Raw genomic sequence first — 20,915 nt, 5'->3', positions numbered from 1 at the left:
CGATGAAGTTAATGAAGGTTGATGGAGGCCGTCGGTAAAAAGGGAAGTCAACCGATAGAACTCAAACGGCAGATATTTGAGCTGCTGTTACTCGGTTTTTAAGTGGTTTGATGCTATCACGTCATTGTGTGGATATCCGGTCGAGGTATAATTGATGGACGCTTGAGTTTCAGTGAAAAATGATGTTTGGGCTCAATTTCTTTTTCTTTCAGGAGGTGCTTGCGGTTGAAAATAAGGTTTTCTGGATTGGTGCTGATAGTGATGTTGGTTTTTCAAGGTGGTGGACCCTTGACCACAGTTTTTGCGGCAGGTGAAACGATGGGGCTGCACGCTGCAGATCATCACAACCTGGATTCATCGGCAGGCGCCGCCCGGACAAAATCTTCACGTCAGAGCTTTTCCCTCTTTGTTAGCGAAGGGGCTGACAGTGAACGCCTGTGGTCACAAACCCGGCTGGTGTTTGCTTCCGGTCTGGTTGCTGCGGGCATTCTCTATACGATGCCTTCAGATATTACCGGCTGGGACAAGGATGTCGATGGATCAGAGCTGGCGAATAGATGGTGGGATAATGTGTCGCGGAAACCGGTCTGGGACAAGGATCACTGGACCATTCATTATATTGGCCACGCCTACTTTGGTGGTGTTTACTATCAAGTCGCGCGCAAGTCGGGGTACAACCAGCGGGATTCGTTTGTTTATACTACCCTGATGTCCACTTTTTTCTGGGAGTATGGTATCGAGGCCTTTGCCGAGCGCCCCTCGATTCAGGATCTGATCTACACCCCAATCAGCGGCTGGCTCTGTGGTGAGTGGGCCTACCACGCAGAACAGCGGATTCTGGCTAATAACAGTCAGGTCCTAGGCTCGGCAGTGCTGGGCCGCATATCCCTGTTTTTTCTCGATCCGGTGGATCAAATCGGCGACTGGGTCAATCGCTTGAGCGGTCGCGATCTGGTCATCACCGGGGCGGTCACGGTTGGTGCCTCACGACCTGCTTCGACCCATCATTCAGCCTTCGGATTGAGCTTGGCCGGCCGTTTCTGATGTTTGTGTGGCGCTATGCAGCAAGGTCAGGTGGGCGTGTCTGTGCCTGGTTCCTGATGAGCGGCTTCACTGACCAGCAGTGTCTTCTTGCGGGCAATGCCACTACGATAACCACCGATGGAGCCGTCGCTGCGGACCACCCGGTGGCAGGGAATCAGGTAGCAGATCGGATTCCGGCCGACCGCCCCGCCAACGGCGCGCACTGCTTTCGGTTGGTCAATTGCCTGTGCGAGTTCCTGATAGCTGATCAGCTGGCCGGGCGGGATGTGCAGCAGCCTGAGCCAGACCTTCAGTTGAAAGTCGGTGCCACGCAGATGCAGGCGTAGGGTTTGCGAATCATGTTGCGACGGCGGCGCAAACACCTGTTGCGTCAGGGTGGTGGTGGCGCTGTGGTCTTCGCAAAGGTTTGCCTGTGGCCAGTTTTTGCGCAGTTGCGCCAGGGCGGCGATGCCGTCATCATCAAAAAAATCGAGATGGCAGAGTCCCCGGGGGGTAAAAGCGATCAGCGCTGGGCCGAAGGGAGTTGGATGGTTCCCATAGATGATGTGGATTGGCTCTGCTGATCTGTCGAGTTGCTGTGTCGTCGTGGTTTCGGTGGTTATCAGCATCTGCAACTTCTCCCTTTTTTCTACGCTAACACCAGCAGGCAGTGCTGCCAATCCAGATTCTTGCCATTTTACCGTCAAGGTGACTTTTCCCTTGCAACTTTTTTTCGGTTCGGGTATCAAGATGGCCTCGGGCGCAGCAATTATTATAAGTCTACGTCCCTATCGTCTAGCCTGGCCCAGGACACCGCCCTTTCACGGCGGCGACGGGGGTTCGAATCCCCCTGGGGACGCCAAAAAATAAAAACCCTCACTGCCCAAGCGGTGGGGGTTTTTATTTTTGGTATCTGCTTAGCACCGGATCGGGGATCCTATGTCAAGGGACGCTTTTCGTCATCCATGACCGCTTGTTGTCGCCGTCCATGGCGACAAACACCCTTGCCATAGGATCCCCGATCCTGCGCAAGGACAGTGGTGAATAGTTACTATTTTTGTTAGATAACAAGGATCGTGCGTTGACCAATCAAGAGCTGCAATTAGTTGAAATCTTTTCCGATGGTGCCTGTTCAGGTAACCCCGGTCCCGGTGGCTATGGCACGATTTTGCGCTGCGGCAGCCACGAGAAGGAACTATCGGGCTTTGCTGAATTGACCACCAACAACCGGATGGAGCTGCTCGGGGCGATCGTTGGCCTTGAGGCCTTAAAGCGCCCCTGCCGTATCCGGCTGACCACCGATTCCCAATATCTGATCAAAGGGGTGACCGAATGGTCTGCCGGCTGGCGCCGCAACGGCTGGCGCAACTCGAAGAAAGAGGAGGTGGCCAACCGTGATTTGTGGGAGCGACTGCTGGAGCTGGTAAAAATCCACGATATTGAATGGGTCTGGGTCAAGGGGCACGATGGCCACGCCGAAAATGAGCGTTGTGATGAATTGGCACGGTGTGAGATTATAAAAGCGGCAAGCGGCGTGACCCGGTCGGCTGGGTAAAAAAAGTACAACTTTTTCACACACGGCTTCTCTGATGGATGACAGATGTGGTAGTATCCGTCGCGTGTTCATTCATGACGGTCTTTAGGTAAAAGCTTTCCCCTTTGCTGGAGATATCATGCCCCTTCCCGATGCAGGCACTGTTTCACCACCGGTGACCCCGGCAGGCGTCGAAGGTTTCATTTCCTTCGCCCTTTACAGTGTTATTGCCGTAAGTTTGATTCTGCTGCTGATGTTTCTTGCCCGGTTTCTCGGTCAGCGCACGACTTCTGCGGAAAAAAATGCTCCCTATGAATCTGCGGTTGATCCGATTGGTGACGCGCGGCTTAGTGGTCCGGTCCCTTTTTATCTGGTCGCCATCTTTTTTATCATTTTTGATCTGGAAGCGGTTGTTATCGTGTCCTGGGCCGTCGCCTATGATTTGCTCGGCTGGAACGGTTTCTGGCAGATGTCCTTTTTTATCGTCAATCTGTTTTTGGGCCTGGTGTATCTGTGGAAGATGGGCGCACTGGACTGGGGCGTGCAGCCCGCTCGTAATCGGCGCAGGAGATCTTCATGAGTGAAAAGCTGCCACAGGGGGTTCTGCTCACCCGTGCCGATGACCTGATCAACTGGGGGCGAAAAAACAGCCTCTGGCCGATGTTTTTCGGCTTGTCCTGCTGTTTTGTCGAGATGATGACGAGTATGACGCCACGTTTTGACCTGGCGCGTTTTGGCGCGGAAGTGCTGCGTGGCACACCACGTGAGTCGGATGTCATGATCATTTCCGGCACCCCGTTCAAGAAGATGGGTGCTTCGATCCTGCGGGTCTATGAGCAGATGCCCAACCCCAAATGGGTGATCGCCATGGGCAGCTGTGCCAATTCCGGTGGCATGTACGATGTCTACAGCGTTATCCAGGGGGTCAACCAGATTCTGCCGGTGGATGTCTATATCCCCGGTTGTCCACCCCGTCCTGAGGCCTTTCTGCAGGGGATTATCGAACTGCAGAAAAAGATTGTTGCCGAAGAGCAACCGGCGCGTAAGGTCTTTGGTATGGCGGGGGGTAGTGAAGGAACAACGGTACCGCCGCTGGTCGATGGCGTTACCAAGAGCCGTGATCCGCGCGGGCCGGGCTACGGCAATAGTCCGATTCGTGGAACTGTGCAGCAGCCACCTGAATTCACCCACAACCGTAGCACCAACAGTTGGCGCCCGCCGCAGCCCAAGCAGGATTTCCCGCCCTCGGCCGAGGCCGTCTATCGTGACGTACAGGAGCGCTTCAAGGGGGGAGTGACGATTGATCCGTTAGCGGCTGATATGCCGGTGCTGATCTGTCCGCCGGCGCGGATTCGTGAGCTGCTTTACTTTCTCAAACACGAAGCGGTGATCAGGTACCAGCGGCTGGAGGATCTGACCGCCATCGATGAACGCCTGCGGCGCCAGCCGCGTGATCACCGGTTTACCCTGGTCTATCACCTGCTTAACTTCAGTGACCCCGGCTACCTGCGGATCAAGGTGCCTTTGAGCGGTGAATACCCCGAGGCCCCCAGTATTACTGAAATCTGGCCGTCGGCCGGCTGGTATGAGCGTGAAGTCTTTGATATGTTCGGCATTACCTTTGCCGGCCATAAGGACCTGCGGCGGATTCTGATGCCGGCCGCCTGGGACGGGCACCCCTTGCGCAAGGAGCACCCGTCGCGCGCTACCGACATGCCTCCCTTTACCGTTGATACCGCTATGGATTATATCCCGGTGGCAGCGGATAAACTGGTGCCCCTGCCCGGCGCCGATGACGGCAGCATGGTGCTGAACCTCGGGCCGCACCATCCCGGTACCCACGGCGTCTTGCGCGTGGTATTGCGGATGCAGGGGGAAGAATTGACCGATATTGATGTCGATCTCGGCTATCATCACCGGGGCGCTGAAAAGATCGGCGAGCGCCAGCATTGGGCACAGTTTATCCCCTACACCGACCGTATCGATTACCTCTCCGGGGTGCAGAACAACCTGGCCTATCTGCACTCCCTGGAAACCCTGCTCGGGGTCTCGGTGCCGCAGCGCGCTGATTATGCCCGGGTGATGCTGTGTGAGCTGTTCCGTCTGGCCAGCCATCTGGTTTGGCTCGGCACCTATGCCCACGATGTCGGGGCCATGACCCCGGTCTTCTACTGTTTTGAATCACGCGAAAAGATTTTCGACATCGTTGAGCTGATTACCGGCGGGCGCATGCACCCCTCATGGCTGCGCATCGGCGGTTTGCCGCTGGATCTGCCGGAAGGGTGGAAGCAGAAGGTTGACGCTTTTACCAGTGATTTTGACCAACGCATTAACGAACTCGACAGCATGCTGACCGACGGTCCGGTGTTCCGCGCCCGCAGTGAAGGGGTCGGCATTGTCAGCCTGGATGAGGCCCTCGACTGGGGTTTCTCCGGCCCTAATCTGCGTGCCAGCGGCTCCAGCTGGGATTTGCGCCGCACCATGCCCTACAGCGCCTATAACGACTTTGATTTTGATGTGGTTCGTTTCACTGGCGGGGACTGCTTTGATCGCTACCGCGTGCGTCTGGAGGAGCTGCGCCAGTCGTTGCGGATCGTCAAGCAGGCGGCCGAACGGATGCCGGGTGGGCGCTGGATGACCGATGATTACCGCTATGCCTACCCGCAGCGCGGTGACGGCCTGCATGACATCGAAAGCCTGATTCATCATTTCGTCAATGTCTCGAGCGGCCCGGTTGCGCCGCTGGGCGAAGTGTATCGAGCGACGGAGTCGAGCAAGGGGGAGTGCGGTTATTATCTGGTCAGTGATGGTGGCAGCAGCGCCTACCGCTGTCGGATTCGTACCCCTTCTTTCGCCCATATGCAGGCGTTGTCGTGGATCTGTAAGGGAAGCATGCTGGCGGATATGATTGCGGTGATGGGATCGATTGATTTTATCTTGGCGGACCTTGACCGCTAAAGGGTGGGAGGGGAAGGTTAGTGGGGGTTGTAAAAACCGGTCGGGAATTGCGCACATCGTCCCTTGGCAGGGCGTTACGATCCTATGCCTTAACCAATTTAATTAACACCAACGCGTAAACAGGGCGTTATGACAACGATTGAATCACAGACAACCAGCCATCTGCTTGATCAGCATATTCTGGCTGACTTTATCCAACATGCCGGTGAGATTGAGCATCCGCGTGAGATGATCATTGACGTGCTGCGCGCTATTCAGTTGCATCATGGCTGGGTGCCGGATGACGGGGTGGAGCTGACGGCAGCGATCCTTGGCCTGACCCCGGTTGAGGTCGAAGAGATTGCCACCTTTTATGACAAGATTTTTCGCCGCCCGGTTGGCCGCTTTGTCATTCATCTCTGTGATTCTGTTTGTTGCTGGACCCGGGGAGCCGACGAGATTGCTGCTCATCTGCAAAAAACCTTGAATATTGAATTTGGTCAGACCACGGCAGACGGCCTCTTTACCCTGCTGCCGTCCTGTTGCCTGGGCTGCTGTGGGATCGCCCCGGCAGTGATGATCAAACAACAATTCTACGGGCCCCTGACCCCGGAAAAGGTCGATGAGCTGATTGCGACGCTGCGCCAGGAGGGATCGGCATGAGCCAGACAACGCAGCTTCTATTCAAGAATCGGGTTCCGGGGAAAACTGTTTTCTTCAAGGATTTCTGTGCCAATGGGGGTTATCAGGGGCTGAAAACTGCAATCCAGACCATGTCGCCCCTTGAGATTCGCGATCTGGTCAAAGCTGCAGCCTTGCGTGGCCGCGGCGGTGCCGGCTTCCCTACCGGGGTCAAATGGGGGTTTTTCCCGGCGGACAAGCCGGGCATCAAGTACCTGGTATGCAACTGCGACGAAATGGAGCCGGGCACCTATAAGGATGGCGTCCTGCTGGGAGCGGATCCGCATCAGTTGGTCGAGGGGATGATCCTCTCCGCCTTTGCCCTGCAGACTCAGGTCGGTTATATCTTCATTCGTTACGCTTATGAAAAACAGGCGGAAAACCTGCGTCGCGCCATCGCTGAAGCAACGCAGGCCGGCTACCTGGGTAAGAATATTCTCGGCAGCGGTTTTGACTTTGAGCTGCATGTCCACGGCAGTGCCGGACGCTATATCCTCGGCGAAGAGACCGCCTTGCTCAATGGTCTTGAGGGTATTCGCCCCAACCCCCGCTTAAAGCCTCCTTTCCCGGCGGTGCGTGGGCTCTTTGGGCAGCCGACGACAGTCAACAATGTCGAAACCATCGCCAATATTCCTCACATCGTGACCGGCGGTGCCCAGTGGTTTAAGGACCTTGCTCTTACCCCTGATGGTTCAGGAACCAAATTGTTCGGCCTGTCGGGACATCTAAACCGTACCGAGTGTTTTGAATTGCCGGTGGGGATCAGCCTGCGTGAGGTGATTGAAACCTATGGTCAGGGGATGTGGAAAAACAAGCAGTTCAAGGCCTGTCTGCCCGGTGGTGCCTCGACTCCGTTTCTGACCCGCGAACATCTGGATGTTGCCCTTGATTTTGCCTCGCTGGAAAAGATCGGCAGCCGTTTCGGTACGGCGGGCGTGACGGCTTTTGATGACGATACCTGTATGGTTGCCGTGACCCTTAACCTGATCCGCTTTTTTGCCCGCGAGAGTTGTGGCTGGTGTACCCCGTGCCGTGATGGATTGACCATGGTGCGCTGGATATTGGAGATGCTTGAATCCGGCCAGGGAACGCCTGAACATCTGGAAATGCTCAAGGATCAGCTGAAAAATATCTCCGGCAAAAGCTTCTGTGCCCTGGCAGAAGGGGCGATGGGGCCGGTTGCCGGTCTGCTGACCCATTTTGAGCAGGAAATAGTTGATCACATCAAGGGCGGACGTTGTCCGTTCAGCAAATAGAAATTGACCTTGACTATGCTAACATTGACCATCGACAACCAGACAATAAGCATTCCCGCAGGTAAGACTATCCTTGAAGCGGCCGAGGCCCTCGGCATCATGGTCCCCCATTTCTGTTATCACAAGGAGTTGGGTGCCGTCGGCTCATGCCGTATGTGCGCTGTAACCGTTCATACCGGACCCATGCCCGGTGTGAAAATGGCCTGTCTGATTGCGGTGGAAGACGGGATGGTGGTCACTACCGGCGATGAAACGGTAGCGACCTTCCGCGAACGGGTTGGTGAATGGCTGATGCTCAACCACCCCCATGATTGTCCGGTCTGCGATGAGGGTGGTGAATGTCAGTTGCAGGAGATGACGATCTCCAGTGGTCACGGTATCCGTCGCTATCAAGGGGGTAAGGGAACCTATACCAATCAGGATCTTGGTCCCTTTATCGCCCAGGAAATGAACCGCTGCATTCAGTGTTATCGCTGTGCGCGTACCTACAAGGACTACTGCGGTGGTCGTGATTTCGGCGTGATGGGTTCACGTAACCGGGTATTTTTCGGCCGCTTCAAGGATGGGATGCTGGAAAGTGATTTTTCCGGCAATCTGGTTGATCTGTGCCCCACCGGGGTTTTTACCGATCGCACCTTCCGCTTCAAATCACGGGCCTGGGATCTGGAACAGGCTGATTCGGTCTGTCCCCAGTGTGGCGTTGGCTGCGCAACTATCCCCGGTGGGCGGCTGCGTGAACTGCAGCGGGTGCGCAGCGGTGATAATCCACTGGTTAATACCACCTTTATCTGTGACCGGGGGCGTTTCGGCAGCGGCTACGCCAATCATCCCGAGCGTCCGCGCCAGGCGCGCCAGGAAGACCAGGTCGTCAGCGTACCTGCTGCCCTGACTGCTCTTGAGACCCAGATCCGTGCTACGGTAAAACAGCACGGTCCGGAAGCGGTGCTGCTGGTCGGCTCTGATCGGGCCTCGCTGGAAACCAACTGGCTGTTGCAACGCACCGCCAAACATTTCGGCTGTCGTGTTCCGGTGCTCAACGCCCATCGTCAGCGTCATCAGACCGCGCAGATGGCAGCTTTTGACCTGTCTGAGCGGCTCGCCTCATTGCAGGATATTCGTTCCAGTGATCTGGTCCTGGTCTGCGGGGTTGATCCTCTGGCCGAAGCGCCGCTGCTGGCGCTGGCCTTGCGGCAGGCCGTGCGTAAAGGGGGACGGGTGGTGTTATACGACCCGCGTCCGGTGGAACTGCCTTGCGACGCTGATCGGGTGGCTGTTTCGCCGCTGGCCTTGCAGGAGTTGCTGGCTGATGGAGGGGTCGAGGGGCGTCACCTGCGCGATTTGCTCTCGCAGGCAAAGAATCCGATGATTGTCGCCGGTGCCGACCTGCTGGGTCTTGCCGGGTTGCAGAATATTCAGAAATGGGCTGAAAAAACCTCGAATAAAGAACGTCCATGCCTGGTTTATCCGGTGCTTGCCGGTCCCAACAGTTTCGGCACGGCGTTACTGAGTCTGCCGGAGCAGGATGACCTGTTGACCCGTCTTGCTAGTGGCAAGGTCAAGATGCTGGTCTGCGTGGATGCGGACCCGCTATTGGAGGCTCCCGAGGGTGAGCGTTTTGCCGCCGCCCTGACCCGTCTTGAGCAATTGGTGGTGCTCGATTATCTGCCTACCTCGTTAAGTCGGCATGCCAATCTGTTTATCCCCACCTGCCCGCCGGTTGAGGACAGTGGAACCTTTATTAATAACGAAGGGCGTCTGCGTCGTTTCCAGCGGGTACTTAAACCAGGCTTAAGTCTGGCCCGGACCGCCCCCGGGGAACATCCGCCGCGCGAATTTTCCCTGGACACCCCGGGCAGCGATCCGCAACCGGCAGTCCTGTTGCTGCAGCGACTGATTGGCCAGGAACAGCCCCTGACCGAAGTGCATCGCCAACTGGTGCTCGAACAGCCACGTCTGGCCGCTCTTGTCAGTCTCAAAGCAGGTGAAGCAGGCGTACGAGTAGCTCCTGCCGTAGCACGTCCGCACTCCCTCGATCCGCTACCTGAACAACCGGCCCAGACCCTCGAGTTGGTGGTGACTCCGGCGCGCTATGGCGGCGATCTGTTCAGCCGTTATGCCCCAAAACTGGAACCCCGCAAGCGGCCACCATGTTTTTATCTGCATCCTGATGAGCTTCAGGCCCACGGCTTAAAAGACGGAGATGCTGCTGTTGTTGAGACCGATTTTGGCAGTTTTACCTTGCCGGTACGCAGTCAACCCGACATGGCTTTGGGCTGTGTTCTGGTGGAAAACAGCGAGGCTTTCCCCCAGTTAATCCCTGGGGCAGGGCTTGGTTATTGTGTGATCAGCGCGGGAGGTGCCAATGAGTGACATGCTGGTAACCCTGGCCCTGATCCTGGGGAAACTTTTGTTTATCTTTGGTGTTGTTCTGTTTATGGCAGCCTATCTGGTGCTGGCGGAACGCAAGATTTTAGGGCGTATGCAGCTGCGTTATGGTCCCAACCGGGTCGGTCCTTTTGGCCTGATGCAGCCTCTTGCCGATGTTATCAAGCTGTTGACCAAAGAAGATTTCGTGCCGGCACGGGCTGACAAGTGGTTGTTTCTGATCGCGCCGGGGATTACTGCGGTTACGGCCCTGCTGGTTTTTGCCGTGATTCCTTTTGGTTCACCCCTGGAGATCTTTGGCCGGCAGGTTCCCCTGGTGGTGGTTGATCTCAATATCGGGGTGCTCTATTTCCTCGGGGTGTCATCCATGGCGGTCTACGGCGTGGTGCTCGGGGGGTGGGCTTCCAACTCCAAATACTCTCTGCTTGGTGGCGTTCGCGGCTTGTCGCAGATGGTTAGCTACGAGCTCTCGTTAGGTCTCTCGCTGGTACCGGTCATCATGATGGCGCGGTCATTTTCGTTGACTGATATCGTCATGGCCCAGCAGTCAATCCCCTTTGTGTTGCTCAATCCGGTGGCCTTCGGGGTCTTTTTTATCTGTGTCCTGGCCGAGAGCAATCGTATTCCTTTCGATTTGCCTGAGGCCGAAAATGAACTGGTCGGCGGTTTTCATACCGAATATTCCGGGATGCGCTTCGGTCTGTTTTTTGTCGGTGAATACATCAACATGGTGGTGCTCGGCTCGCTGGTGACGGTCTTTTTTCTCGGTGGCTGGAACGGGCCCTGGTTGCCGCCGCTGCTCTGGTTTTTATTCAAGGTCCTGGCGGTGTGCGCCATGTTCATCTGGATACGCGCCAGTATGCCGCGTCTGCGTTACGATCAATTGATGAATCTGGGCTGGAAAATTCTTCTACCCCTGTCGCTGGTCAATATTCTGGTGACCGGCGCTGTCTTGTTGGGATTGGGTTAACAGCATGCATGTTATCAGAGGCATTCGCGGAACCTTTCAGCCCTTCTGGGTGACATTGCGCAATATGTTCCGTAAGCCGGTGACGATCCAATATCCGGAAGAGAAACAGCAACTCCCTGAACGCTATCGGGCGCGGCTGATCTTGACCCGAGACCCGGACGGGGCCGAACGGTGTGTTGCCTGTCATCTGTGCAGTGCCGCCTGTCCAGTCGATTGCATCTCCATGCAGGCCACCGAAGCCGAGGACGGACGCCGCTATGCCGCCTGGTTCCGTATCAATTTCACCCGCTGTATTTTCTGCGGGCTCTGTACCGAAGCCTGTCCGACCCTGGCGATCCAGGTGACGGCAGATTTTGAACTGGCCGGCCGCGATCTGCTCAAGCTGGTGTATGAAAAAGAGGATCTGCTGGTCGATCACTGTGGTAACAACAACAGCTACAACTTCTACCGGCAGAGCGGCATCGGCGTTGCTGCGCCACGCGGTACAAACCCCGGTGAAACACCCCCGGCGGATGTCAAGGATCTGATGCCATGATTGCGACGGTCATGTTTTATCTGCTCGGTGCCGTGGCGCTGGGAGCAACCGGGCTGGCGATCATCCAGCGCAATCCGGTCTATGCGGTGATCTATCTGGTCAAGAGTATCTTTGCTCTGGCCCTGATTTTTTATCTGTTGGGCGCCCCGTTGGTAGCCGCTTTACAGGTTATTGTTTATGCCGGCGCGATTATGGTGCTGTTTCTGTTTGTGATTATGATGCTCGAGGTTACGCCGACCAATGCCTCTACGCGCAGCGCCCCGGGCTGGGTTCAGTGGGCGCCGGTGTTGCTTCTGGCCCTGACCCTGGTGACATTGACCCTGGTCTTGATCGGCCTTGATCCGGTTACGTCGGAAGGTATTCCCCGTTGGCACGCCACCCCTCGCGATTTTGGCTATGCCCTGTTTAAAGAGTATGCCCTGGCGGTCAAGATTATTTCGTTCCAGCTCTCCTTTGCAGCGGTTGGGGCGTTCCATGTCGGCATGACCGAGCGCAGACGCGCGCAGTTGGAGGATCAATCATGATTGTGCCGCTGGAACATCTGCTGATTCTTGCAACCCTGCTCTTTGCTATGGGGCTGGGGTGCGTGCTGGTACGGCGTAATCTGATTATGATTCTGATCGGAGTCGAGATCATGATTAATGCTGTCGGTCTGGTGCTGATTGGGGCTTCAGCCTTCTGGCAGCAGGTTGACGGCCAGATCATGGTGCTGATCCTGATGGCTATTACTGCAGCCGAGGTGGCCATTGGTCTGGCGCTGGTGGTTTATCTCCATCAGCAGAAAAAGAGTATTGATGTCGGCATTTTTGATGAGATGAGGGGCTGATGGATATTCTTCTGACCCTGATACTGTTGCTTCCCCTGGCTGGTGGCGTGATCAATGCCTGCTTTGGCAAGCGTCTGCCGCGACCGGTGCCGGTGTTTATTGCCTGCGGATCGGTGATCGGCAGTTTTCTTGCCGCCCTCGGCAGTTTTACCCTGGCAACGGGCGACGGTTATCGTCTGGTACTGTTTACCTGGCTGAAAAGTGGTCATTTCCAGGCCGATGTCGGCCTGCTGTTCGATCCGCTGGCCGCGATCATGACGCTGATGGTCACTGGTGTCGCCAGTCTGATTCACCTCTATGCGGCCGGATACATGGAAGAAGATACCGATCAGGTGCGCTTTTTTACCCTGCTCAATCTGTTTGTCTTTGCCATGCTGACTATTGTCCTGGCCGATAATCTGCTGTTGCTGTTCCTTGGCTGGGAAGGGGTTGGTTTCTGCTCCTACGGCCTGATCGGTTTCTGGTATCGCAAAACCGAAAATGCCGATGCCGGGCGCAAGGCCTTTATTGTCACCCGGATTGGTGATCTGTTTTTTGCGGTCGCGCTGTTGTGGCTGTTTGCCCTGTTTGGAACCATCAGCATTGAAGGGATCAATGCCCAGGTGGCGGGGCTGGATATGACGACCGTTACCCTGCTCAGTTTGCTGCTCCTGGTTGGCGCCTGCGGCAAGAGTGCGCAGCTGCCGCTGATGAGCTGGCTGCCGGATGCCATGGCCGGGCCGACTCCGGTGTCGGCGCTGATTCACGCTGCCACCATGGTCACCGCCGGGGTTTATCTGTTGTGTCGCATGTTCCCCCTGGTGTCACTGTCGCCTACTGCGATGGCCGCCATTGCCCTGGTCGGTATCGCTACGGCCCTGTATGCTGCGACCTGCGCCCTGGCGCAAAACGAAATCAAACGGGTGCTGGCCTACTCCACCATGAGTCAGGTCGGCTACATGTTTCTGGCGGTGGGGCTGGGCAGTGTTTCGGCGGCCATGTTTCATCTGATCACCCACGCATTTTTCAAGGCCTTACTCTTTATGGCGGCCGGCTGTGTCATCAACCTGGCTGGTCATGAAAATGACATCCGTCGCATGGGCGGCATGCGCCAGCGCTCCCCCCTGGTGTTCTGGCTGTTTATCGCCGGGCTCTTGTGTCTGGCCGGTGCCCCCCTGACCAGCGGCTTCTTCTCAAAAGATCTGATTCTGGCAACCGCCTTTGCCCGGGGTGACATCTTCCATCAGGGACTTTACGCCTTAGGGGTGATGACCGCGTTACTGACGTCCTTCTATTGTTTCCGGCTGGCCTATCTGGTGTTCGGCGGAGATTATCGTGGTGACGAATTGCCCCATGAGCCCAATGGCTTGATGGTGTGGCCGTTGTTGCCGTTGGCATTGTTGGGGCTGGGCGCCGGTCTGCTCAATCTCCCCCATCTGTTTGCCGGTGGTTCCTGGCTCTCCGCCTGGCTCGGGCGCGAGCAGGATGTGCTGCACCTGGCCATTGCCACTGAATATCTGCTGATCGGCACGGCGGTGGCGGTTTTTGTCCTGGGTTGGTTACTGGCCGCTTTACGCTACCGTCAATATGTTCAGCGCCCGGCGTCGCTATCGGGCGATTTTTTGCTGAATGGCTGGCGAGCTGATGATCTGTTTGATCTGTTGCTGGTGCGGCCGTTCAAAAAGATCGGACGCTTTTGCTCCCAGGGGGTAGAGATCGGGCTGATTGAAGGGGTGCTTGGTGGCACCGTTCGTGGCTGTAATGATCTGGGAATGCGTCTGCGGGGTCTGGGTGCCGGCAAGGTTAGTCTGTATCTGCAGGGTCTGGTGTGGGGCTTTGTGGTGATTGTCGGCTGGTTTTTATTGCGCGCCCTGATCTAGAAATGTTTCATCAAGGAATTTATCTGATGTTGATATTGCCGGAAAGTAAAGGATAACTGCAATCATGGCGATTGACTTTCCCTTGTTAAGCCTGTTGCTGTTTATGCCGTTAGCGGGCGCCCTGGTTTGTCTGGTGCTCGGGATGGGAAACAGTACAGCCCCGCGGTGGGTGGCCCTGTTGACCGCCGCCGGCGTGTTTGTTGTCAGCCTGCTGCTGTGTCTGTTACAGACCCCGACGGCAGGCTGGTTGTTTTATGAGGATTATCGCTGGATTGAGCAATTCGGCGTCCGCTATACCCTGGGGCTTGATGGTCTTTCGTCGGTACTGATCCTGTTGACGGCCTTTCTCCAGCTGTTGGCGGTGCTGGTGTCCTGGCGCCAGGAACGTGCGCCCGGCGTTTTTTTTGCGTTGTTACTGGTATTGGAGATGGCCGCCATCGGGGTTCTGCTCGCTCTGGATCTGATCCTTTTCTATCTGTTCTGGGAGTTGATGCTGATTCCCATGTTCTTTCTTATCGGGGTCTGGGGTTACCAACGCCGTTTTCAGGCTGCGGTTAAATTTTTTCTCTACACCCTGATCGGCAGTTTGTGTCTGCTGCTGGCAGTGATCAGCCTGTATCTGCTGCATGGCGATCAGACCGGCACCTACACCTTTGCTCTGGAAGCACTAAAACAGACCGAACTGAGCACAACCCAGGAACTGATTTTCTTCTTCTGTTTCATGGCGGCTTTTGTCGTTAAGGTTCCTCTGTTTCCCTTTCACAGTTGGCTGCCCGATGCCCATGCAGAAGGTCCGGCCGCCGGTTCGGTTGATCTGGCCGGGCTGCTGCTTAAAACCGGGGTCTACGGCATGATCCGCTTTGCTTTTCCCCTGTTTCCCGTTGCTGCGCAAAAAACCCTGCCGGTGCTGGCTGGGCTGGCGTTAGTGGGGCTCTTTTATGCTGCCTGGGTGGCTTATCAGCAGGTCGATATCAAACGGATCGTCGCTTTTTCATCGATTTCGCATATGGGCTTTGTGATTCTTGGGCTGGCAGCCTGGAACCAGACCGCCTGGGAGGGAAGTTTATTGCTGATGGTAAATCATGCGATTACGACGGCTGGGTTGTTTGTTGTGGTTGCCATGATTGAACAACGTACCGGTAGCCGCAGCCTCGATCAGTTGGGCGGGCTGTGGAAAAGCCATCCGAATATGTCGGCATTTTTTCTGCTCTTCTGTATGGCGTCTCTGGGCCTGCCGGGACTGGCAAATTTTGCCGGGGAAATACTCATCCTGATTGGCGTATTTACCGTCAAGCCACTGTGGGCAGTGATAGCGGTTGGCGGCATCCTGTTTTCTGCAACGTACACCTTGCGACTGGTACAGGGGACCCTTTGGGGGAATAACTGCGAACCCCATGACAAACAGGACCTGCACTCACGCGAATGGCTGGTGTTGATTCCCCTGGCGGTACTGGTGGTCGCGCTGGGCTGTTATCCGCAACCGGTGCTTGACCTGTTGCGAGAGCCTCTTAGTGCTCTGTTGCTGGTGGGAGGGATGCCATGAACCAGGAGTCGTTACAGTCATTACTCCCCCAGATTCTGTTGGCCTTGGGCTCAACGGCCATTCTCCTTGGCGGGGCCTGGGTGCGCAACCGGCGCCTGTGGTTGCTCGTTGGCGCCCTGGTGGCTATCGTGGCCGCCCTGGTGGCAGCGTTTGTCGAACCACCACAGATCGATATCCTCGGTATGTACTCGGCATCGGCCTATGCCCGCTTTTGTACCGTGCTCTGGTCGTTGACCGTCGCCGCGACCCTGGTGATCAGTTGTCGCTACGTCGACATCTTCCGGTTTGGGGGGGGAGAGTATGCGTCCCTCATGTTGTTTGCCGCCGCGGGGATGAGTCTGCTGTCGGCGGCAACTTCTTTTGTCGGACTTTTCCTCGGCTTGGAAGTCCTGACCCTGGCTCTGTACATCCTGATTGCCTTCCGTCATGGTGATACCCGCGGAGCCGAAGCGGGGATGAAATATCTGGTTTTTGGCGCAGTGGCAACGGCGTTTCTGGCCTTTGCTATTGCTTTGATCTATACCGCGACCGGTACCTTTAATCTGCAGGCGGCGGCCGTCGGTTTGCAGGCTGGAGATGGTTTGCGCCCACTGGGGCTGGCCGGCTGGGCGCTGCTGCTGGTTGCGGTTGGTTTTAAAATTTCCCTGGTGCCTTTTCACCTGTGGACGCCTGACGTTTATCAGGGGGCGCCGGCACCGGTCAGCGGCCTGCTGGCTACCGCCGCTAAGGGCGCTGTACTGGCGGCATTTTTGCCGTTACTGGTGATGAGCGGCGAGGGGATAGCGGATATCAAAGCCATCCTCTGGTTGCTGGCGATTGCCACCATGCTGGTTGGTACCTTTGCTGCATTGCCCCAGACGAATATCAAGCGTATGCTCGCTTATTCTTCGGTAGTGCACATGGGTTATCTCATGATTGCACTGATTGTCGCCGGAGCGGATGGCAGCCGCGCCCTGTTGTTCTACCTGGTGGTCTATTCCCTGGCAACCTTTGGTGCCTTTGGCATTATTACCACCTTTGCCGATGAAAACGGCGAGATTCAGGACTATGATGATCTGCGTGGTCTGGCAGCTCTTCACCCGCGCCGTAGCGCCCTGTTGGCGGTATTTTTGTTGTCCCTGACCGGGATTCCCCCACTGGCCGGTTTTTTTGCCAAGTTCGGACTCTTTCAGGCGGCCTTTCGGGGTGGCTACGCCGAATTGGCGGTGATCGGGGTCATCGCATCCGTCATTTCAGTGTACTACTATGTGCGACCCGTCATCGCCCTCTATGCCCCCGAATCAGCATCTGTCTGTCGCGATGTCGCGGCCCGGTCAGAAACCTTATTGCTGGTAGGTTGCGCGGCAGTGATCGTCATTCTGGGTGTCTATCCGACCCCCTTACTGTCGCTGGTGGCGCTGATTATTCCCTGAGAGCCGTACAAGCGATTCGATTTTAGGAATGAGGATACCGCTTATGTCCGTTGACGCGAAAGTTGCTCAATTTCTCCAGTCTGACGTCTTTGCCGTCGCTGGGGCATCATCAAATCCGGATAAATTCGGCAATAAAATTTTTAAATGCTATCAGCAAAAAGGCTATCAGGTGATACCGATTCATCCCCTGGAGAAGGAGATTGAAGGGGTTGCTTGCGTTGCCAGTGTCTCTGACCTGCCTGCCGAGGTAGTCAGTATCTCGGTAGTAACACCACCCGCTGTAACCGAGAAACTGGTGGTTCGTGCGGCAGAAAAAGGGATTAAGAATATCTGGATGCAGCCCGGGGCTGAAAGCCCTGCTGCAGTGGCATTCTGTCGGCAGCAGGGGATTAACGTCATTGCCGATGGTACCTGTGTACTGGTTCGTTTTGGTTGTCGCCATTAAGCAGGATATCTCAATAACATCGAAGTATTTTCCTTGGACGACCGTTTCTGGATAGACGGCCTTTTGTAAGACCCTCGCTGTACCGCCCTTGCTATATCACCAAAACGCAAACATCAGCTTCGTGGATAGGTTGGATGTTCAGAGATTTTGAGTCCATCGTAAAAAACATGGGCGACCTGCCCCCTTCGCCCGTGGTGGCTACCCGATTGCTGGAGCTCTTGCGCGACCCGGAGCTGCGCATTAACGATCTGGCCAACGCGGTTTCCCTGGACCCGGTTATCTCGGCAAAGCTGCTCAAAATTGCCAATTCCGTCATGTATCACCAGGTCAAGCAGGTCAGTTCCGTTGATCGCGCCCTGATTGTGGTTGGCGAGAATGTTCTTAAAAATCTCGCCCTCGAATATAGTCTGCGCAGTACCCAGAAAACCTATGGGCTGCTGGAACGAAAACTGTGGGAGAACTCCATCGGTTGCGCTGTCGCGAGTCGCATGATTGCCGATAAATTGACGGATCTGGACAAAAGCGAGGCTTATCTTGCCGGTCTTCAGCGCCATATCGGTAAGGTCGTGATGATTAACCGTGACAAGGACCTCTATCGCGAAGTGGTGCAGATTGTCGAGCGCGGGGAAGGAACCTTGCGCGATGTCGAGCGTGGCCTGTTCGCCTATTCCCATGAACTGGTGGGGGCGGCGCTTCTTGATTACTGGAACTATCCCAAACGGATTGTCGACGCGACCTTGTATCATCATGATCTGGAAAAATTGCAGCAGCTTGATAAACAGACCTTCACTCTGTGTGCAGTCATCTCTCTGGCAAGCTGTTTCTGTCGCTATTTTGGCATGGGCTTTGAGCAGGCGAAAAAAGTTGATTTGCCCCTGTGCCACGGCTCGTTGGCCCTCGAAGCCAACCCGATGGTACTGGAGGATCTGAAAGAGCTTTTTTATCCGGAGTTTGTCAAGGAACGTAATCTTTTTCTAACGTGACAACAAGCCAACTGTACGGCTGTCAGCACCAGGGGACTTGATCAATGTGTAAAAAAATATTTATTGCTGCAACCGGCCAGAATTGTGGCAAAACCACCACCAGTTTGTCGCTGTTGCACCGGGCGCGGGCAACATACCCACGGATCGGCTTTATCAAACCCTTCGGCCCCAAGCGTACGATGTATCAAGGGCGCCCGGTTGATATTGATGCCGCACTGATAGCCCAGGTCTATTCCATGGATGATCGGTTGGACCTGATGTCGCCGGTTGTTCTTGATGCGCATACCACGCGCAGTTATATTGATGGTGAGGTGGACAGCTCGGCGTTGCTGGAACAAATTACCCGGGCGGTTCGACAACTGGAGCAGGAGTGTGATTTTCTCATCATCGAAGGAGCCGGGCATTCCGGCGTCGGCTCGGTCCTGGGGCTGAATAATGCCCGGCTGGCGCACCATTTGGATGCACCGGTGCTGATCGTAGCGGGGGCCGGAATAGGTCACGTTATCGATGATCTGCATCTGAACCTGGCGTTGTTTCGTGAAGCCGGTGCGGATGTCCGGATGATTCTGTCGAACAAATTGTTAAAAGATAAACGTGATGCAACTATTCATTATCTGCAGAAAGCCTTCGCAAAAACCAATATCCAGGTGGTTGGTGGTTTCAACTATTCACCGGTCCTTGCTAATCCAACGTTGAAATATCTCTCCGAATTATTACAGGTAGATCTTAAGGCAGAGCCGCATCAGGTCCGTCGTATTGTTCATCATGTCCTGATCGGTGCCGCCTCAACCCAGCGGGTGGTCGATCTGCTCCACGATTCGAGTCTGGTTATTGTCAACAGCAGCCGTGACGAAGTACTGGTGATGCTGGCGACCCTCTATCACCTGGTGCGCTTTCGCAGCAGACTGGCGGGGATCGTCATCGCCGGCACCGTACCGATGGCCGATATTGTGCAGCAGGTTGTCGACGACTCAAGAATTCCTTACCTTCGTTGCCAGTCAACGGTTGCCGAGGTCTATACCACGATTCAGGCAGATGTTGCCAAGATCGGCATCGATGATCATGAAAAGATCGACCTGATTCATCGTCTTGCTCAAACGGAACTCGACTTTGACCTGATCGATAGCATCTTTTAGCTCTCAACCCGGATGTCTGGTCCTTGAGCACCGCGTCCGAGGAAGTTGTAACTATGGGTTTTTTGAGTAAATTGTTCGGCAATAAGACCAGTGTAGAGTCGTTGCAGCGTGCGGTGGAGCAGAAGCGCTACGCCGATGCCGTTTACCTGGCAGATGAGTTGAACAATCAGCCCCTTGACCAAGAGAGCTCCAAGTTGGTAGCCCAGTGGCGAGCAACGGCCGGCGATGGTTTGGCGCGCCTCAATCTGCTTGAAGGCAGAGTCAAACAGGACAGTGGTAAACTTGACGAAGCAAATGATTATTTTGCCTTGGCCTTGCAGTTTGCCTGCAGTGACGACGTGAAGGAAGAGATAGCTCAGGCGCGTCAGCTCCCTTTTGAGGTTATATCCACCCGCGCGCCTGACCCTGGAGCTGGATGTAGCACCTGTGGTTCGGCAGACGCTGCCCACTCAGACCGGGATGCTTTGGCCGATGTCGATGATGCCATCCATTTCGATTTAATCCTGACGTCCTATCCCGAAAATCAGCGAGAGCGTTATCACCATCGGGGAAAAGATTTTGTTGACGCTTTTTTGTTAGCTCATGGCGGAAATGATGTTCAGGCTAACGAACTGTTCAACAACGTAAAAGAGACTGACCGGGATGATCTCTATTGGTTCGAGGTGGGTGCGCTGCAAGCGCGGATGGGCCATCTGACGCAGGCCAAAAGCTCTCTTGAGCAGTCATTGCAACAAAATCCGGAGCTGTTTTTAGCCGTTGAGGCTCTGGTTCAGGTATTGCTGGCATTGGGACAGGCTGACGCTGCTCGCACCTTTGTCGAGGGAAAGATCCCTGCCGAGAATGAGGATGATTTCTCCCCCTACCATGCCCTGCTGGTGACTATTCATAGTCAGCGTCACGATTGGCCGGCGGCGGTCGTTCATGTGCGCCACTGCCTGCAGAGAGGTTACAGTGATCCTGCCTTTATTGCCCTGGCGGCAGGGGTGATGGAAAAGGTCGGGGATATTGCAGAGGCAGAAGGACTGTTGAAAAGACTGCCGTCCGGCGGTGGTTGTAAGAGCAACCAGATCAATCTGACGTTGGCTGAATTTTATCTGCGCCATGAGCGCGAGCTGGAAAAGGTTTTTTCCAGTTTTAACGCCGCAGTTAAGCAGGATCCCGATAACCCGCGCTGGCGCTTGCGTCTGGCCCAGGCCTGTTTTGCCCGTAAATGGCACAAGGATGGCTTGCAGTTGTTACAGCAGCTTGCTGATGCCCCCGCCTTGCCCGCGGAGATGGAAGCTGAAGTCAAACAGCTGTTGGCCCATTACGGCAATTCGCCGCAGTAAACAACACTGCCGAGCAGATCAGATTGCGCTAAAAAGGGCTCTTTGATTTTTATTAGTTTCCT

At 55.5% G+C, this 20,915-nt stretch carries 19 protein-coding genes and 1 tRNA gene; 19 read left to right on the top strand and 1 reads right to left on the bottom strand.

From position 1 onward, the window contains the following. Window positions 1–288 precede the first annotated feature (288 nt). The gene (locus tag ICT70_RS07800; RefSeq protein WP_224746901.1) at window positions 289–1,044 is read left to right on the top strand and encodes a DUF3943 domain-containing protein; all 756 of its coding nucleotides are present in this window, start codon (window positions 289–291) and stop codon (window positions 1,042–1,044) included. Between the two features lie 26 nt (window positions 1,045–1,070). Here ICT70_RS07800 and ICT70_RS07795 read toward each other — a convergent pair whose 3' ends face one another. Then, a complete protein-coding gene (locus ICT70_RS07795; RefSeq protein WP_191155239.1) occupies window positions 1,071–1,652 on the bottom strand; it encodes a methylated-DNA--[protein]-cysteine S-methyltransferase in 582 nt (193 codons plus the stop codon). A gap of 155 nt (window positions 1,653–1,807) precedes the next feature. Between ICT70_RS07795 and ICT70_RS07790 the strand changes: the two genes are divergently transcribed. The 18 genes from ICT70_RS07790 (at window position 1,808) to ICT70_RS07705 (ending at window position 20,853) form a co-directional block, all read left to right on the top strand. Continuing rightward, window positions 1,808–1,885, top strand: a tRNA-Glu gene (locus tag ICT70_RS07790). Window positions 1,886–2,119: 234 nt separating this feature from the next. Continuing rightward, window positions 2,120–2,578 carry a ribonuclease HI gene (rnhA, locus tag ICT70_RS07785; protein WP_191155351.1) on the top strand — a complete coding sequence of 153 codons (459 nt, stop codon included), beginning with the start codon at window positions 2,120–2,122 and terminating at the stop codon, window positions 2,576–2,578. 118 nt (window positions 2,579–2,696) lie between these two features. Next, complete coding sequence (gene ndhC, locus ICT70_RS07780) at window positions 2,697–3,137, top strand: NADH-quinone oxidoreductase subunit A (protein ID WP_191155237.1); 441 nt, start codon at window positions 2,697–2,699, stop codon at window positions 3,135–3,137. Continuing rightward, entirely contained in the window at window positions 3,134–5,515 is a 2,382-nt protein-coding gene (locus ICT70_RS07775) for an NADH-quinone oxidoreductase subunit B/C/D (protein WP_191155235.1), read from the top strand. The genes ndhC and ICT70_RS07775 overlap by 4 nt, the downstream gene beginning before the upstream one ends. Before the next feature lie 129 nt (window positions 5,516–5,644). Then, window positions 5,645–6,157, top strand: coding sequence for an NADH-quinone oxidoreductase subunit NuoE (nuoE, locus tag ICT70_RS07770; RefSeq protein WP_191155233.1), 513 nt, complete (start codon window positions 5,645–5,647; stop codon window positions 6,155–6,157). Then, window positions 6,154–7,431 (top strand): NADH-quinone oxidoreductase subunit NuoF, encoded by a 1,278-nt coding sequence (gene nuoF / locus ICT70_RS07765; RefSeq protein WP_191155231.1) that lies wholly within the window; start codon window positions 6,154–6,156, stop codon window positions 7,429–7,431. The genes nuoE and nuoF overlap by 4 nt, the downstream gene beginning before the upstream one ends. Window positions 7,432–7,446: 15 nt before the next feature. Continuing rightward, entirely contained in the window at window positions 7,447–9,801 is a 2,355-nt protein-coding gene (gene nuoG / locus ICT70_RS07760) for an NADH-quinone oxidoreductase subunit NuoG (RefSeq protein WP_224746913.1), read from the top strand. Continuing rightward, the gene (gene nuoH, locus ICT70_RS07755) at window positions 9,794–10,786 is read left to right on the top strand and encodes an NADH-quinone oxidoreductase subunit NuoH (protein ID WP_191155205.1); all 993 of its coding nucleotides are present in this window, start codon (window positions 9,794–9,796) and stop codon (window positions 10,784–10,786) included. Before nuoG ends, nuoH begins: the two co-directional genes overlap by 8 nt. Window positions 10,787–10,790: 4 nt before the next feature. Further along, window positions 10,791–11,321: an NADH-quinone oxidoreductase subunit NuoI gene (gene nuoI, locus ICT70_RS07750; RefSeq protein WP_191155203.1), complete on the top strand. Its 531-nt coding sequence runs from the start codon at window positions 10,791–10,793 to the stop codon at window positions 11,319–11,321. Beyond that, the gene (locus tag ICT70_RS07745; RefSeq protein ID WP_224746900.1) at window positions 11,318–11,845 is read left to right on the top strand and encodes an NADH-quinone oxidoreductase subunit J family protein; all 528 of its coding nucleotides are present in this window, start codon (window positions 11,318–11,320) and stop codon (window positions 11,843–11,845) included. The genes nuoI and ICT70_RS07745 overlap by 4 nt, the downstream gene beginning before the upstream one ends. Beyond that, entirely contained in the window at window positions 11,842–12,147 is a 306-nt protein-coding gene (gene nuoK, locus ICT70_RS07740; RefSeq protein WP_191155201.1) for an NADH-quinone oxidoreductase subunit NuoK, read from the top strand. Before ICT70_RS07745 ends, nuoK begins: the two co-directional genes overlap by 4 nt. Then, window positions 12,147–14,006, top strand: a complete 1,860-nt coding sequence (gene nuoL / locus ICT70_RS07735) for an NADH-quinone oxidoreductase subunit L (protein ID WP_191155199.1) — start codon at window positions 12,147–12,149, stop codon at window positions 14,004–14,006. The genes nuoK and nuoL overlap by 1 nt, the downstream gene beginning before the upstream one ends. Window positions 14,007–14,070: 64 nt before the next feature. Next, entirely contained in the window at window positions 14,071–15,549 is a 1,479-nt protein-coding gene (locus ICT70_RS07730) for a complex I subunit 4 family protein (RefSeq protein WP_191155197.1), read from the top strand. Continuing rightward, complete coding sequence (locus ICT70_RS07725; protein ID WP_191155195.1) at window positions 15,546–16,961, top strand: NADH-quinone oxidoreductase subunit N; 1,416 nt, start codon at window positions 15,546–15,548, stop codon at window positions 16,959–16,961. Before ICT70_RS07730 ends, ICT70_RS07725 begins: the two co-directional genes overlap by 4 nt. Before the next feature lie 43 nt (window positions 16,962–17,004). Beyond that, window positions 17,005–17,406 (top strand): CoA-binding protein, encoded by a 402-nt coding sequence (locus tag ICT70_RS07720; RefSeq protein WP_191155192.1) that lies wholly within the window; start codon window positions 17,005–17,007, stop codon window positions 17,404–17,406. 134 nt (window positions 17,407–17,540) lie between these two features. After that, window positions 17,541–18,389, top strand: a complete 849-nt coding sequence (locus tag ICT70_RS07715; RefSeq protein WP_191155190.1) for an HDOD domain-containing protein — start codon at window positions 17,541–17,543, stop codon at window positions 18,387–18,389. Between the two features lie 44 nt (window positions 18,390–18,433). Beyond that, on the top strand, window positions 18,434–19,525 hold the full coding sequence (locus ICT70_RS07710) for an AAA family ATPase (protein WP_191155188.1): 1,092 nt from the start codon (window positions 18,434–18,436) through the stop codon (window positions 19,523–19,525). A gap of 53 nt (window positions 19,526–19,578) precedes the next feature. Further along, window positions 19,579–20,853: a tetratricopeptide repeat protein gene (locus ICT70_RS07705; RefSeq protein ID WP_191155186.1), complete on the top strand. Its 1,275-nt coding sequence runs from the start codon at window positions 19,579–19,581 to the stop codon at window positions 20,851–20,853. Window positions 20,854–20,915: the final 62 nt, after the last annotated feature.

Origin of the sequence: Pelovirga terrestris, assembly GCF_014773365.1 — a bacterium.
GTDB classification, from domain to species: domain Bacteria; phylum Desulfobacterota; class Desulfuromonadia; order Desulfuromonadales; family Geopsychrobacteraceae; genus Pelovirga; species Pelovirga terrestris.
Note: the sequence above shows the minus strand (reverse complement) of the source record. Positions and strands in the feature narration are given on the sequence as shown.

Excerpts from the sequence above, each read along its gene's own strand:
- ICT70_RS07795 (WP_191155239.1), bottom strand. The coding sequence starts at position 1,652 with ATGCTGATAACCACCGAAACCACGACGACACAGCAACTCGACAGATCA.
- ndhC (WP_191155237.1), top strand. The coding sequence starts at position 2,697 with ATGCCCCTTCCCGATGCAGGCACTGTTTCACCACCGGTGACCCCGGCA.
- ICT70_RS07775 (WP_191155235.1), top strand. The coding sequence starts at position 3,134 with ATGAGTGAAAAGCTGCCACAGGGGGTTCTGCTCACCCGTGCCGATGAC.
- nuoE (WP_191155233.1), top strand. The coding sequence starts at position 5,645 with ATGACAACGATTGAATCACAGACAACCAGCCATCTGCTTGATCAGCAT.
- nuoF (WP_191155231.1), top strand. The coding sequence starts at position 6,154 with ATGAGCCAGACAACGCAGCTTCTATTCAAGAATCGGGTTCCGGGGAAA.
- nuoG (WP_224746913.1), top strand. The coding sequence starts at position 7,447 with ATGCTAACATTGACCATCGACAACCAGACAATAAGCATTCCCGCAGGT.
- nuoH (WP_191155205.1), top strand. The coding sequence starts at position 9,794 with ATGAGTGACATGCTGGTAACCCTGGCCCTGATCCTGGGGAAACTTTTG.
- nuoI (WP_191155203.1), top strand. The coding sequence starts at position 10,791 with ATGCATGTTATCAGAGGCATTCGCGGAACCTTTCAGCCCTTCTGGGTG.
- ICT70_RS07745 (WP_224746900.1), top strand. The coding sequence starts at position 11,318 with ATGATTGCGACGGTCATGTTTTATCTGCTCGGTGCCGTGGCGCTGGGA.
- nuoK (WP_191155201.1), top strand. The coding sequence starts at position 11,842 with ATGATTGTGCCGCTGGAACATCTGCTGATTCTTGCAACCCTGCTCTTT.
- nuoL (WP_191155199.1), top strand. The coding sequence starts at position 12,147 with ATGGATATTCTTCTGACCCTGATACTGTTGCTTCCCCTGGCTGGTGGC.
- ICT70_RS07730 (WP_191155197.1), top strand. The coding sequence starts at position 14,071 with ATGGCGATTGACTTTCCCTTGTTAAGCCTGTTGCTGTTTATGCCGTTA.
- ICT70_RS07725 (WP_191155195.1), top strand. The coding sequence starts at position 15,546 with ATGAACCAGGAGTCGTTACAGTCATTACTCCCCCAGATTCTGTTGGCC.
- ICT70_RS07720 (WP_191155192.1), top strand. The coding sequence starts at position 17,005 with ATGTCCGTTGACGCGAAAGTTGCTCAATTTCTCCAGTCTGACGTCTTT.
- ICT70_RS07715 (WP_191155190.1), top strand. The coding sequence starts at position 17,541 with ATGTTCAGAGATTTTGAGTCCATCGTAAAAAACATGGGCGACCTGCCC.
- ICT70_RS07710 (WP_191155188.1), top strand. The coding sequence starts at position 18,434 with ATGTGTAAAAAAATATTTATTGCTGCAACCGGCCAGAATTGTGGCAAA.
- ICT70_RS07705 (WP_191155186.1), top strand. The coding sequence starts at position 19,579 with ATGGGTTTTTTGAGTAAATTGTTCGGCAATAAGACCAGTGTAGAGTCG.